At 55.9% G+C, this 14,644-nt stretch carries 7 protein-coding genes and 1 pseudogene; 2 read left to right on the plus strand and 6 right to left on the minus strand.

The window, feature by feature from the left end; translation table 11 throughout:
- Position 1 precedes the first annotated feature (1 nt).
- Positions 2-979: a glycosyltransferase family 2 protein gene (locus DET50_RS15705; protein ID WP_113863699.1), complete on the minus strand. Its 978-nt coding sequence runs from the start codon at positions 977-979 to the stop codon at positions 2-4.
- A gap of 153 nt (positions 980-1,132) precedes the next feature.
- Entirely contained in the window at positions 1,133-5,614 is a 4,482-nt protein-coding gene (locus DET50_RS15710; RefSeq protein WP_181800000.1) for a Kelch repeat-containing protein, read from the minus strand.
- A 191-nt stretch (positions 5,615-5,805) separates the two neighbouring features.
- Here DET50_RS15710 and DET50_RS15715 point away from each other — a divergent pair, with 191 nt between their 5' ends.
- Both DET50_RS15715 and xrt read left to right on the plus strand, forming a co-directional pair.
- Entirely contained in the window at positions 5,806-6,756 is a 951-nt protein-coding gene (locus DET50_RS15715; RefSeq protein ID WP_113863701.1) for a GNAT family N-acetyltransferase, read from the plus strand.
- An 11-nt stretch (positions 6,757-6,767) separates the two neighbouring features.
- Complete coding sequence (xrt, locus tag DET50_RS15720; protein WP_113863702.1) at positions 6,768-8,315, plus strand: exosortase; 1,548 nt, start codon at positions 6,768-6,770, stop codon at positions 8,313-8,315.
- A 24-nt stretch (positions 8,316-8,339) separates the two neighbouring features.
- Here the strand turns inward: xrt and DET50_RS15725 are convergent, their stop codons facing one another.
- The 4 genes and pseudogenes from DET50_RS15725 to prsR all read right to left on the minus strand — a co-directional run bounded on the left by DET50_RS15725 (position 8,340) and on the right by prsR (position 14,574).
- Complete coding sequence (locus tag DET50_RS15725) at positions 8,340-10,355, minus strand: PA14 domain-containing protein (RefSeq protein ID WP_220150160.1); 2,016 nt, start codon at positions 10,353-10,355, stop codon at positions 8,340-8,342.
- A gap of 113 nt (positions 10,356-10,468) precedes the next feature.
- On the minus strand, positions 10,469-10,873 hold the full coding sequence (locus tag DET50_RS19800) for a tetratricopeptide repeat protein (RefSeq protein WP_404932752.1): 405 nt from the start codon (positions 10,871-10,873) through the stop codon (positions 10,469-10,471).
- Positions 10,874-10,975: 102 nt separating this feature from the next.
- Positions 10,976-13,168 (minus strand): annotated as a pseudogene (locus DET50_RS15730) (tetratricopeptide repeat protein); the annotation flags it as partial.
- Between the two features lie 26 nt (positions 13,169-13,194).
- On the minus strand, positions 13,195-14,574 hold the full coding sequence (gene prsR / locus DET50_RS15735; protein WP_258546146.1) for a PEP-CTERM-box response regulator transcription factor: 1,380 nt from the start codon (positions 14,572-14,574) through the stop codon (positions 13,195-13,197).
- Between the last annotated feature and the right edge of the window lie 70 nt (positions 14,575-14,644).

Consider the following 14,644-nt stretch of genomic DNA (forward strand, 5'->3'; position numbering starts at 1 on the left):
GTCAGGTGCTTGATGGTTGCTTGAATTGTTTTAGTTGAGCAATCACCCTGGCGGGTAGCAGTGACAGGATTAGATAAAACAGTGTGCGCTTATCCACCCCTTTACTGAGCGTTCGGATGAATGCCCGCCTCGCGTCTCCCAGCTTGTATTGGGAGAAATAGGAATAGCCTGCTTCGAAGTGCAAACGACGGATTCGTCGGTCCAGCTGCCTCAATGCTTCCGGATCGTGCTGATGGTAATGCTTCATTTTTTCGGTACAGGAAATCAGTCCTGGCGCTCGTTCCTCAATGGCCCTTGATGAGATATTTCCTGATCGGTTTCGATAATGATGAAGAACCTCGGGGATATACAAAAAGTCATACTGGCTCGCGATGGCCTGCCACATGAGGTAATCATCTGAGTTACGGACCTCTTCGTCAAAATAGCCCACTCGCTGGAAGATTTCTCGCCTGACGGCAACGCCTGAAGTCCCAAGGAAGTTTGAGTATGCGAGCCCGCGTAGCGCCACCTTCGAATCGATCAGATGAGCTTTGTTTCCAATGGTGGTTTTGGGCAGGGAATGAAGAGTTCGATAGGAAGCAAGAAAGTCAGGGTTGATGATCTCGCCGCTCTCATCAATGCAGCCAAAACCAGTGAACGCAAGACCGGCGCGTGGAGCCTGATCGAGGCACGCCATGGTAGTGGCAAGTTTTCCGGGCAGCATGATGTCGTCCGCGTCGAAGATGAAGATGACATCTCCGTTGGACTGGTCGATCGCCTTGTTTCTGGGCGAGGCGGGTTTGCCACTATTCGCCTGGTAGAAGTACCTGATCCTGCTGTCCGAGTGGTGCTGAATGATGGCAGCGGTGTCGTCCGTTGAGCCGTCATCGACAAGGATCAGTTCAAAATCAGTAAACGATTGATCCAGTATGGATTGGATGGTTTCCCGAATGTAACGCCCGGCATTGTACACCGGGATAATCACGGAAGCCGTTGGCATATACGCGTCCCTGCCAAAATAGTCATTCGATCAAGTAGTGATCAGTATAGCTGAGAGGGCATGGCTTCTGGTAGTTAATCGGCAGATTAGGCAGGGCTACCGGACCGGTGGGATTTTTGAATCCACCGGTCCGGTAGCTTTTCGTCAAGTTCACTAATACTTCATCGCTTCCATGGAGCTGGTGTAGGAGGAGCCGGAGGTGATCCCGCCTCCCATGATGTAAAGGGCTCCATCAATGGTGGCAGCGGCGGCGCCATGCTTCGGTGTCGGCACCTTGGTCAATGAGCGCCAGGTATTGGTGGCCGGGTCGTATTCTTCATTCTGCTCGAATACGCCTGAGGTTGTATTCTCATTGAACTCCCCGCCCGCAATTTGGGCCTTGCCATTGATGCTCCCGACACTCATGGCCCTGCGGCCGGTTGGCATTGGTGTCATTTCCAACCAGGAATTGTTGGCTGGCGCGAACATTTCCACGGTCCTAATGGCACCTTCAACCGTGTTGCCGGTGGCTTCCCGATGGCGCCCGCCAAAGACGTAGATCTTGCCGTCGAGGACTGCAGAGCCCGAATTGTCCCGTACATAAGTCAGCGAGGGTGCTGTCTGCCAGGAGTTGGTTGACGGATTGTAGACTTCAACCTCGTTCAGCGATGCGCCTTGATCACTCATGCCACCTATGACGTAGATGAGGCCATTCAGTGCCTGTGCAGTCACGCCACCCCGGGCAGTGGGCATGTCGGCCAACACGGTCCAGCTGTTCGTGGAGGGGTTGTAGACGGCGGCATTATTGACGGCGCCGGAGAAGGGTCCGGTAGAGCCACCGAAGACATAAAGCTTGCCATTCAGCGACACTGCGGCGGGGTTCTCGACTGCTTCACCGGGCAGGTTGGCACCCTGGCTCCAGCTATCGCTCACCGGATCATAGATGAACAGGGTGTTCAGGTGCCCACTGCTGTTCTTTCCGCCCACTGCGTACATCTTGCCGTCAACTTCGGCACCGGAAGCGTCCAGAACCGCGATCGGCGCAGGAGCTTTCGACGCCCAGCAACCCAGGCTGATCGGGCGTAAAGCGGTGAGTTTGCTACCGCCGAACTGCCCTACAAAGAGCGAACCTGCGGGGCTCTTTGTCATCGGTAATGGATCATTCAGGCCTGTGACAAGCGGTTTACCCTCGAGAGCCGTATTTCCGGTCTCGTCCAGAGTGACCAGATAAATATCGTCACCGACGGAGTAGTTGGTGATCAACAAGTTTCCATTGAGATATTCACCAACACAACCCTCGCCGCCACTGTACTCGATAATGGCGTTGGAAGATTTATGCTCGCCGAGATTGAACAGGGGCGGCTCATAATTGGGCAACGGGGCTACTTCCTGGTAACTGCCATCCTTGAATACACACTCATCGCGGTAAGGGTTCGGATGACCATAGTACTTGCCTTCCTGAATCAACAACAACAAGTCAGGCTGCGTTCCGGGGTTATTGCCGCCATCCAGATAACTTGCAGTATTACCCAAACCTGTGCACACGGGCTCGGGTTGGGGCGGGTAGGTGCCGGTGACGCCCAGGCCGTTATCTGTGGCATACACATTGCCGTTGCTATGGAATACGAAGTCGTAGCTGTTCCTCAGGCCGGTTGCGTACGGCACAACATCACAGGGCGGTGGACCATACATGTCTGAGGTGTTGGCACAGGTGCCGTCAAACGAGGCCGAGAAGACATCGGCAACCACAATAGCAGCACTTAGTGGCTGCTCTGCACGTTCACCAAACTCTGAGGCGGAGTCGTTTGGTGCGCCAGCACCGGTATTGCCACCAACTGCAATGTACAGCCGATTATCGGGACCAAAATGCAGTGAGTTGATGGAGTGATTAGCAATGGCTCGCGGTAGGCCGGTGATGCGGTGCTCAACGTTAGCAAAGTTGGTTCCGCTGAGCCGTGTGACTATCCCGGAATTGGCTTCGCCATTATCAATGGATGGGCTTGAATGAGCCACCCACAGGTCGACATTGCTTGCGGTCGCATCGGGGGAGACGGTAATACCCAACGTGAGCCGTGGACCGATATCGTTCACCAGCGAATTGATTATCTGGTCGTCGATGACATTCATATTCTCATCGAATGTCAGGGCATGAATCGTGCCGAACAGTTCGGTCACATACAGGCGGTCATCAGGGCCCCAGACCATCGAGGTCGGGTAACTGATTTCGTAGTTGCTACTGATGAAATCGACCGCACTCTGCGGAGCAAGAGCACCATCGCTGGCCTGCAAGGTAAACTCATCAAACAGGTAAGTAACCGGGCTTGACGCATATCGATGGGTTGCGAAGATCCCGGTGAAACTGCGGGTCCCGATCTCCGGATCAATGCCAGCGGCATCGAAACTGAAGAATTCATCAGGAGGAGTTAGCGTGGCCGCATGTGTGGTGGCGCTTCCTTCAATCTGGTATTTCAGATCTACCGTCCGTTTATAGGGGTCGACGATCATCGAAAAGGTGATATCTGCGCCAATCAGGCCCGGAACGGACAGGTTCTTCTCGACCTCCACCACGCCCGCGAGCTCCATCAGATAATGGAGTTGTTCACCGCTTGGCGTGGATATGGCAACGAGCTTGATGTAGTTGTCCTGATCTAAGCCAAACCATAGACCGGCCTGCTCATAGTTTCCGGTGCCTGCCGGCAGGTCCAGAATTTGGGTAGAAATCTGGGTAATCTGGTTTGGCGCAGCGAAACCAACGCCAAGTGCATTGTCCTGGGAGTTGTTGCCTTTGAATGAAATGCCGGAGGTTGTGGTATATCGGAGCACCCCCTCCAGGAAGTTCATATCCAGGTTGTCAACGATATACCCGGAGCCACTGGCCGGTTCATCGATCCAGGTAAAGCCCGTTCCCCAACCATTGCGGTCCGGGTAATAGCCTTGCCCTTCGGTAAATGTCAGCTGATAGGGCAGGTCCACCCGCACGTCACTGCAGGGTACCGGCGCGCATTTGTCGTCGCTCGCAAGAACCATTGTCACAGGGACATCGATGGCGGACCCACTGTCAGGCGTCAGGGTAATGATGGCGTCATAACTGCCACTGGCAAGCCCGGAACTGTCCACCTCTACGGTAAGGCTCTCGGGGGTGGTTCCAGTCGTGGGCAGAACCGACAACCAGGGCATACTGGTGCTGGCTGTAAAGTCGACGCTGTCACCGGCGCTGTGAGATACATCCAACGTCTGGCTCGCAATTGTGGTATCTGGCTCCCCGTTGAACGTCATCGAGGTTGGGCTGGCAAGAATCCCCTCTGATCCGGCAGTGATTGTCAGAGTGTAGGTCAGCTCTGCGGATGTATAGCCTGATGCGCTGGCCGTCACTTTACCTTTGTAGGTGCCCTCCGTTAGTCCTGCAGGATCGGCGGTAACGGTTATAGTGGCTGGAGTAGTTCCCGAGTTTCCGGTTGCGGTCAGCCAGGGAGCATTTGATTCAAGCGAGAAGGTGGCTCCTGAGTTATCAGAAGAGCTGAGATCAACCGTGGCTGTGAGTGGCTCGGGGTTGTCTACGTGCCGCGAACCGGAAAGAGTTGCGGGATCAAAGGCGAGTGCTGCCATGTCGTTGGCAACAGTGAAAAATTCAGTCACTTCGTGAAGATCACCATCCGCCTCTTTTACCACTGCGGTTACGGTGTGACTGCCGTCAGCCAGCACATTGGTATCGAAGGGATAGGCCGTATCGTCTCGTGCTGTGCCAGCCATGTCGTAAGGCGCAACACTCTCAGTCTGGCTCGGGGAGCCGGCTTTCTGGGGGTTGTCGATATAGAACTTCACCTGAGACATGCCGCTTTGTGCAGGCACGAACACGTAGATATTTCCGGTGACCGTCGAACCATTCAGACCACTGGCCGAGGAACGGTCGGAGGCGGTGCTGACCATGAGCGAGTAGGCGCTATTCGTTGGATCTACAACGGTCATTTGCACGCCCAGATAAGCGGTTGTAACGCCATCGCCGGTTGCTTCCACCGTCGCCGAGTACTGGCCGGCAGCCAGGTTGCTCGGGTCTGCCGTGATGCTGATGGATTCTGGTACGGTTCCGGTAGTTGGTTGTACCGTTAGCCAGTTGGCGTCATCTGATATAAAGAATGTCTCACCGCCCGCAGTTGAAGAGGACAGCGTCACTTGTTGTGTCTGGGAGTTGCCCCCGGTCTCCATTGAAAACGACAGGTCGGTTTCACTGAATGAGAACGCAGGTGCCGAGTTATTAACTGTAAAAGTTGCTGACAGCAGCTCACTGGTTCCATCGCTGTACGTAGTCCGCGCGTAAACACTGTGTTGGCCATCTGGAATGGAGTTGGTGTCAAAAGCTATTGCCGTGAGATCGGCCGCTGTCCGGTTGAAATCAAACGGCGCAAGCCTCTCCGTCACTCGTGGTGGGGCAGGGGGAGGATCATCAAGGTAAAAGTCGACCTGTTTGATCCCCGTTTCCGGTGCCACAAAAATGTACACCAGATCATTGAGTTGGGCACCGCTGAGTGCAATGGGAGCAGTTCGCTCCGGGGATGTACTCACTAACAAACCTGGTGCTGCCTGAGCGGCGAATGCAGTCAAAAACAAACACGCTGCCAGAATGAAACGCAGGGTATGACAAAGCCGGAAATCACGCATGCCTGGTGCCTCCCTCAAGACTCTCGGTAATTCCTTTTTTCTCCGGCAGTACCGGAGCATTTTCCCTGCCAGCCGCGCACTTCAGGCCTCAATACAATGTGATATGCTCAGGCGTAATCTGCCTGTGCCAGCGCCTTGTAAGGTTTATCGACAGGCGCTTTGTCAGCGCTTCACTCAAGGACGACGCAAACATGAATCTCTTTCTGACCAGAGCCTGGCAGGACGCCTGGTGGAAGCACTGGGGTTCGACCCCGGGTTTTGAGCTCGTGAGTGAAGGTCGGGATTGCTCGGGGCTTTATCTGGACCACTACAGGTACAAGGCCGTTTTGCCGGTAACCTGTCTGCAGTTCATCGGCACGAATTATCGCCGGCTCTCCACGCCCCGTACTGAGTACAACCGCCTTCCTGCTGCCAGTCCCGGTGAGATCTTTTCTGTGGGATGGAGTGAGGCGGTGCTCTCTGACATGGCAGAGGACTCACCGGGTGTCCGAACTCTTCTGGATTTGGCTGGCCAACACCGGTGCCTGGTTCGACGAATTGGTGAAGATGTTGCCTACTCCATTCGTGCAAAAGGCCTTTTCAGCGATTACCTGGCGGGCCTGGGTCGTGGTACACGTTTAAGGCTGTTCAACCGTCGTTCGGTCCTGGAGCAGCTTGGTAGCGTGACCATCGAGAACTGGTGGCCGGAGAAACCTGTCTCATTTTTTGAGTGGCTGAATGAATTCCATCGCGAACGCTGGGGTCATCCTTGTTTCAACGAGACCAGTCTGTCGTTTCATCAGGAGTTTTTGAAAAATATTGAGCACGAGGGTGGTAGGCCGGATCTGTCGGTGCTTTGCGTTTCGGGCAAACCGGTTTCTGTGCTCTACAATGTCCTGTATGGAAATGTGGCATATAACCTGCAGGCCGGGTTTATGGAGGGTTTCCATAAAAAACTGGCCTTGGGTACCCTGCACCTGGGATACAGTATCGAAGCGGCGTTCGAAAATCGCGATGTTGGAGCCTTTGATCTGTTGGCGGGTGGAGGAAAGAATGAAGACTATAAGGCGAAACTCGCAACCGATCGAACACCCCTGGTATCGCTGATGCTGGTGCGTAGTCCGTTCTTCAAACTGCTGTACCGTATCAAGGACTCGAGGTAGATATTCCGGACATGGACCGTTCCACACTTCAAACGCATTCCCCATGGCTATTGCCAATTATACTTCTGGCTGGAACCGGGGTTGCTGTCTGGCCATCTCTCCAGGTGCTGTTCAGCCGCTGGCAGAAGTTCGATGAATCATACTCCCACGGCTTCCTCGTTCTGATCGTGTGCGTAGCGCTCTCCGTGCGCAAATGGTGGATTGTTCGTCCGGTCAACGGGTTTTATCCGGCCTGGTTATTTCCTCTTGCCCTGGCAGCCGCTGTTTATCTTGCCGGCAGTATCCTTCTCGTGGAGGCGTTCCAACAGATAGCCATGGTCCCTTTGTTCCTTGGTTTGCTGTTGTTGATTTGGGGCTGGAGACAGGCGTCTGCGTTCTTCCTCCCGGTTGGTCTGTTTATTTTCGCTATTCCGGTATGGGATTACCTGTCCTGGCCACTGCAACTGATCACTGTCGCGGTAAACCAATTGCTGCTGTCAGCACTTGGCATCAATTTCACCGTTGAAGGCGTGTTTGTTTACTTCCCGGGTGTGGGGGCCTTTGAGATCGCCCATGGCTGTTCCGGCCTGCGTTATCTCCTGGTTGGCCTGACGATTGCCACCATCTACGCGGAACTCAGCTATCATCGCCTGACAGAGCGAGTGATCCTCCTCATTGCAGCTGCGCTACTGGCGATGGTTGCGAACTGGATCAGGGTGTTCGTAATTATTTATGTTGGCTATGAATCCAACATGACGTCCTCGCTGATCTGGGAGCATGACTATTTTGGCTGGTGGGTCTTTGCCGGAACACTCGTCCCGTTGTTTGTGTTGGCAAGGTACCTGGAGCACAGGCACGTGCCTACTGCCGAGAAGTCCGCTGGCACGGCTGCTACCGAGAGCAGTGGCGGACTGAAAGCCTGGATGTCACTGGTTCCGGCGTTGGCTTTCGTAACCCTTGCATGGGCGGTCGAATCTTCTAAGGCAGCGGGGGATTATCAGGGCTCAGGCAGACATGGCTTCGAGCTTCTTCCGTCGGAACAATGGTTACCTTTGTTCCAGGGTTCCCTCGGTGGATGGCAGCCGGCGATTCAGCAGCCGGATCTGGAATCGTCCGGAGTGTTTGTTGAGAGGGACGAATTGCAGTCAGGTCAGGCTCAGCCTGAATACTATGTCGGTCTCTTCACCTATAACCAGCAACGCCCGGGCAGCGAAGTCGTCCAGTATGCAAATCGCCTTTATGATGCCGATATGCTGATTCCGCAGCAGACCTTCGCAGTTCCGGCCGGAGGGGATACAACCTTGAACGGCCTTGCACTGAAGTACAGGCAAAGCGAATCCCGGGTCTATCTTGCTTATGGCTACTATGTGGAGAGTTTCTGGCAGGCCGATGAGCTGAGGGCCAAGCTTGCCCAGTTACCCGGAATTTTCAATAACCGTTCTGATGCATCGTTGCTGGTGATTGGCGTCCGGTGCGACGCCTGCGATGGAAAGGCCAGCCTGGAACGGCTGGCCCCCCTCGTCCGCGAGCGGGTCGAGAGCCGCCTGGATGAGCGGTTCGGGGCCGCCGGGACCAACTGATAAAAGGCAATTCTTTCGCTTCAATCACGGCACCTCAGCGGAAACCGGCTCAGAGGGGGCACTGCTCAGTCCATTGGTATCCACCACCCGAATCGTGAAGTACCAGGTTCCTGACGCCAGGTCGGTAAACGTGTAATCATCCTCCGCACCATCCACGTTGACGCTCTGGCTCAGGTTGGCCACGTCCTGCCCGTAATTGATGACATAGTAGTCGATCTCCGAGAGGTCGATAGAGGATCCGTCCATGCGTGTAGAGGGTGCTGTCCATGTCAGGGTGACGGTGCCTTCGGTTTCCGTTGGCGCCGGCTCACTGGTTTCGGGTGCGGTGGTCTGTGATGAGTCGTCCGAGACACTGGTCAGTGTGTACGGATCAAGCCCGCTCTCGTAAGCTTCGAGATTGGTAATGCCCGAATCGTTGTTCACGCCTTCGGCATCAGGCACCCAGGCATTCAGGCCATACTGAAGTTCCCAGGTGTCCGGGATGCCATCGCTATCGGAATCGACGCTGGCCATTTGGGTCATATCCGGCGAGACCACAGTGCTGGCGGTATCGATGTTGGAATTGGTACTGAGATTTCGAGCACTGTACTGCGCCACGGCGGTGCCCGTGCCTTCATAGTACTCGATGGTGAGCAGCAGCTCCTCGCCAGCGTTCAATGACTGGTTATAGGTAAAGGTTGTGGGAGCATGGGAAGTCCAGTCGTTGATTACAAGTTCTCCATTCGCATAGAGGCGGACGCCATCATTGGTACGGACCGAGAACTCATAATCATTCGTTCCACTTGAGTGAGGTGCCGTAAAAATACCGCTCCAGCGGACGGAGAAGTTATCACTGGGGCTTTCCGGGATTGGAGCACCGTTGCCCCAGTTGAAATCGACGGTTTCATCGACTTGCACCGCGAGCAGGCGTTCAAAGTTGGTGCCGGAAAAGTATTGCCCTGTGAAACCGGTCACGTAGGCGATTTCACCGGTCTCTGGTGCTGGTTCGGGTTCCGGCTCCGGTTCCGGAGCAGGGCTGTCCTCTGGATCATTAAGGTCCGTTCCCGCAACATGTTCTTCGAGGTTGGTATACCCATCATTGTCGAGGTCCCCGGAGGCGTCGTTCGAATCGAGAGGATCAAGCCCATAGGCGTACTCCGCGCCATCCGGAATGCCGTCGTTGTCGGAATCCGGATTTCCTTCTGCTGTGCCAATTAGGAACTCATCCGCGGCGGACAGGAGATCCTGGTCCGGGTCGCTGGTGGCGTCCGAAGCATTATTCGGATCGAGTCCGTGTACGATCTCCCAGTTGTCGTAGAGGCCGTCCTGATCCTCATCCAGTGGTGGGTATGATGGCTCGAAGGCCAGGCCCTCCGAGCCGTCGAGGAACCCGACTCGATAACCGAGATTGTAAGCCTCCTGGGTAGTCTGGCCTGTATCTGTTTCTGGCTGTGCCCAGCTGTAAATATAGGAACTGCCCACCACTTGTTGTGAGATCTCTGGCCCTTCCCAGGCAACCGCAAAGTGATCGCTGCCGTAGCCCTCTTTCTGCAAAACTTCGAAATAGTAACGCTGATCGGAGTCGAGGGTGATATAGCGGGAGGTTTGTGAGGAGTACTTGGTAAATTCGTTGATATTGGTCCAGCCAGGAACCAATGAGATCAATTCAATGTTGTCTGGAGAGTCTGAGGTGCTGAGCCAGAGCTCGGCCTCATCGTTTCCACTCAGGAAGAATCGGTACTCTCCCGAGGCTGGCGGGCTTATGAAACCCCTTACATAGGATCCATAATAATCCGCTCTATTCGCAGGATCTTCCAGACTGGATAGCTCTGAGACCTCATCCGGATTATCCGGGAATTTGGTGGACGAAGTCATCGTCTCAATTTTGGTGCCATCCAGGTTGTCAAAGTACCGGACCTCCACCTTTCCGGGCTCACTGGTCTCCGGAACTGCGGCAGTAGGAGGAAGAGACTCTATGTCACGGTACTGCCAACTCTGGCAGCCCGTCACGAACGCTATGGTGCATCCCAGCCCAAGAACCTTGCCCACAGACACAGTCATCCACCTTCCTGGTTAATGAAAAGATCTGTTAAGTATGGTTCTCGCCGGGTAGGGCGCCAGCATGCCCTTGGATCGTTTTGCTCTTTGCGCCTGAAGCTTATATCGCTGGCTGCTTACAGTTTCTCCAGCAGGGCGTCCGCCTTCTCTTGTTGCCCTGTGGCCTTGTAGGCTTCCGCCAGATGCAACGCGATCTGTTCTCCCGGTTCAAGCTCATAGGCTTTCTCGAGAATCGGAAGGCTATCCTCGTGGAATCCCTTGTTGAACAGGATCCAGCCATAGGTATCCGCCACAGAGCCGGATTGCGGTGCGAGTTTATAGGCACGCTCGGCCAGTTGCAGTGCATCCGGATGATCCGACTCGAAGTAGAGCCAGGCCAGGTTGTTCAGGGCCAGAATGTTGTCACTGTCCAGCTCGAGGGCCCTCTTGTACGCCTGTTTTGCCTTGTCCGGCTGCGTCTGATTTTGCGCAAAAAGAGCGAGGGTCAGGGGCAGGCGTGGATCGTTGGGCCAGGTTTGCATTGCCTGTTCGAGAGCAGCGATGGCCGCTTCCGGATCGCCGGCTCGATTCAGTTCCCTGGCGTGGGCCAGTTCTGTAACCACACGGCTCTGCTTTTCCAGCGCCAGCTGATACATGCGGGCAGCCGCCTTGTGATTTCCCTCATTGGCAAGGTATTCCGCTTCGACAACTAATGGGCGGTCGGACTCGGGATGTGCCAGGCGGGTTTCCTCGACGATCCTGCGCGCTTGTTCCGGCCGCCCCTGTCGGAACGCAAGGCTGGCGGAGGCAACGGCTATGTCGAGTTGATCGGGGAAGAGAGCACGGCCGCGATCCAGCAGTCGTTGAGCTTCCGCTGTGTTGTCTTCTGCCATCTTGCGCGCGGCCGTGTCGTAGTAGAGCTTTGCCACCAGGGGTTCCGCTTCGGCGGGCTGGTTCTCGGCAGTGCGTTCCAGGAGGATAGCCGTCAGTTCATCGGCCCTGGTGTGGTTTTCGGCCAACAAGGCCTGCTCAAGCAGCACCATTCTCGGTGCGATGGCGTCCGGCTGCCCGGCAAGAATCTCTTCCATATCCGCTGCAAGCTCTTCGGGCGTCAGCAGTTCCGAGAGGCCCCTGATCGCCTCGGTGGTGTTCGGTTCGGTCGCCAGGGCTTCCCGGTAATGGGCAATGGCAGCGTCCCTGTTTTCCCGGTAAAGGGATAGCCGGGCCAGAGCGACAAGGGGCGCGGCCGTTTCGGGCGCAGTCTCTCGGGCCTGTTCAAAGTAGCGTTCCGCCGCGTCGGGCTCTTCGTTTTGCAGCGCCAGTTCGCCGCGAACCAGCAAGGCCCGGCTGTTTTCGGGCTGCTTCTCGATCCATTGCTCCGACGCTGCCACCGCCTGGTCTAGCTGACCGTTGGATGCGTAGGCCTGCACCATCAGTTGCCAGGCATCGTCCCGGAGCGCCGGTACGTCGGTGAGCATCCGGATGTGCTCCAGGGCGTCTTCAGTCCGGCCGGCCTGCACGAGGTAGCGGGCATAACGCAGCCTGAGAGTGTGATAGTCAGGCTTATTGGCGAGAGCCGACTCGATAATCCGCTCACCGGTTTCCGAATCCCCGCTGGCGAGGGCCGTGATTCCCACCAGTGCCATGACGGACGGATCACTCTCATTTCCTTCCAGATCGGCAATCGCTTCCCTGGCACCTTCGATGTCATTCAGGCTCAACCGGGTGGCGGCGAGCAGTTTGCTTGCCGCTTCCAATTCGCCGGTTTCTGCGATGGGCGCCAGCAGGCTCTCGGCTTCTTCGACGCGCCCCTGTCTGAGGCGAATCAAGCCCAGTAACAGGGCGCCTTGCTGATGTTCCGGCGCCTGCGCCAGGATCTCTTCGAGATAACCCGCGGCGGATTCCAGGTCATTCTCCTGCAGGGCTGCCTGTGCCGCGGTCAGGTTGGCCTTGATGGTTCCCGGTGCGGACTTTGCGAGAATCTCCTCGTAGACAAAGGCTTCTTTGGCTTTGCCTTGCGCCCGCAGGACATTGATCAGAGCAGAGATGGTCTCGTATTTCCGGTAGGTCATTACGTCGTACTGGCCGATGTCCTCCAGGGCGCGAATATAGGCGGTTTCCGCCTCGCCCCATTGTTCGTTAGCTTCGGCTATCCTGGCTTTCAGCAGCCAGAGTTCCGGGTGGCTCTCGTCAATCTGGCTGGCGGTATCCAGCAGTTCGTTTGCCTGTTCGGGGTCGCCGGACAACCAGGCAACCCGGGCGAGGCCAATAACCGGCATGATGGCGTTGCCGTTGGTGTCACGGGCCTGCCGATATACCTCGCCGGCCTGCTCGAGTTGCCCGGAATCAATCAGGATGCGGCCCTTCAGCAGGTCGGCCTCAAGCTGCTCTTCACTACCCGGCGAGTCGAGCTGCTCCAATGTGGCGAGTGCCTGCTCGTGTCTGCCTTTCATTAAAAGGGCTTCGGCCCGGATGAGGTGGGCGCGGTTACGTTCTGTGCTGTTGAGCGACTGATCGGGGATGCGCTCCAGAAGTTCATCCAGTTGTCGCTCGGCGTTGACTGCATCGCCGGCGATTAGCAGGTTGTTGATAATCAACAGATAGGGTTCGGATCGCTGCGGTTGAAGCTCGATGGCGCTTCGCGCTTCGAGGGTACTCGCCTTGAGTTCTCCCTGTTTCTGGAAGAAGCGGGCCTGGTCAAGGTGGCTGATGTATTGCAGTTCTTCCTGGGTCATCTCCGTGTCGCTGCCGCATCCCGCGATGCCCAGAACGATTGCGGTTGAGAGTAACGTTACCCGCAAAACCTCTGCTAGTTTCATGTCTGACTTCCTTCGCATGTTCCGGATTTTATTATTGATCTGGCTCAGGCATTGTCGGCGAACTCGGATGTCTCGATCCTGTACTTGTCGGTCAGGTTGTAGAGCGTCGGGCGAGTGATTCCGAGCAGGCGAGAGGCCTGAGCCATGTTGAAATTGCAGGATCTGAGTGCCTGGGTGATTGCCCGCCGCTCGGCGTTCTCCCGAACCTGCCGGAGGTTCAGCTGAGTGTCTGAAGGAGTTTGCTCTGCGGGCAGGTCAAGATCCACAGCCGTTACCCGTTTGCCATCGGCCATGATCGTTGCCCGTTTGACCTTGTTGATCATCTCCCGAACGTTACCGGGCCAGGAATAGGCGGTGATGGCGTTCACTGCATCCTCGGTGAAGGTCAGGTTTGGCCGGTCCATCTGTTTGCCCAGGGACTTCAGGAGCGATTGGGCAATGACGAGGGCGTCTCCATCCCTTTCCCGGAGTGGTGGGATGTCGATAGTGATTTCACTTATGCGGTAGTAGAGATCCTCCCGGAAATCACCGCCTTCGATCAGCTGGCGAACATCACGGTGGGTGGCGCACACCACGCGTACATCCACCGGGATGGGCTTGACCGATCCAACCCTGTCGATAACACGCTCCTGAAGAAACCGCAGCAGTTTGGCCTGCAGCGCCATCGGCATATCGCCAATCTCGTCCAGAAAAAGAGTGCCGCCGTTTGCACTCTCGATCTTGCCTTTCTTGCTCTGTGTGGCGCCGGTGAAGGAGCCTTTCTCGAAACCGAATAACTCGCTTTCCAGCAAGTTCTCGGGAATGGCGGCACAGTTGATTGCTGCAAAAGGCTTGTCCGCTCTATGGCTGAGATCATGGAGTCCAAGGGCAAGAAGTTCCTTGCCGGTGCCGGTTTCGCCAGTAATCAGGGTAGTGACATCGGTGGGTGCGATTTTTTCCAGCGTCCTGCAGATGGTCATCATCTGCGGGCTGGCGGCGACGATGCCTTTTATGCTGGTGCCGTTCTTGTGTTTGGAAAGGTCGCGGTTCTCCCGTTCGAGTTCCGTTAAACGGAAGGCACGATTGACCACAAAGGCAAGAATATCGGCATCCAGTGGTTTCTGGTAAAAGTCCGAAGCGCCCATGCCTATGGCCCGGACGGCGTTCTCCTTGTCTTCACGGCCGGTCACGACGATGACCTTGGTCAGAGGGGAAAGGCGGAGGATTTCCTCGAGCAGATGAAACCCCTCCGTGGCTCCACCCGGATCGGGCGGCAGGCCCAGATCCAGTGTCACGACTTCCGGTTCGAGTCGCCGAAGCGCTGTGAGGGCTGATTCGCGGTCCGAAGCGACGGCAACTTCCAGATCATCGCTGAAACACCAGCGCATCTGGCTTTGCAGGCCCGGGTCATCCTCTACGATCAGGAGTCGTTTGTTTACAACCACAACACGTTCCTTGTCATGCTCGCTACAATTTGCCGAAACGGAGTGTTTCGCAGTGTCCTTACATCTGATT

The organism is Marinobacter pelagius (genome assembly GCF_003315345.1).
GTDB lineage: Bacteria > Pseudomonadota > Gammaproteobacteria > Pseudomonadales > Oleiphilaceae > Marinobacter > Marinobacter pelagius_A.

What these genes read in the sequence shown, in the direction of transcription:
- DET50_RS15705 (WP_113863699.1), bottom strand. Translation starts at nt 979, where the DNA reads ATGCCAACGGCTTCCGTGATTATCCCGGTGTACAATGCCGGGCGTTAC.
- DET50_RS15710 (WP_181800000.1), bottom strand. Translation starts at nt 5,614, where the DNA reads ATGCGTGATTTCCGGCTTTGTCATACCCTGCGTTTCATTCTGGCAGCG.
- DET50_RS15715 (WP_113863701.1), top strand. Translation starts at nt 5,806, where the DNA reads ATGAATCTCTTTCTGACCAGAGCCTGGCAGGACGCCTGGTGGAAGCAC.
- xrt (WP_113863702.1), top strand. Translation starts at nt 6,768, where the DNA reads ATGGACCGTTCCACACTTCAAACGCATTCCCCATGGCTATTGCCAATT.
- DET50_RS15725 (WP_220150160.1), bottom strand. Translation starts at nt 10,355, where the DNA reads ATGACTGTGTCTGTGGGCAAGGTTCTTGGGCTGGGATGCACCATAGCG.
- DET50_RS19800 (WP_404932752.1), bottom strand. Translation starts at nt 10,873, where the DNA reads ATGCAAACCTGGCCCAACGATCCACGCCTGCCCCTGACCCTCGCTCTT.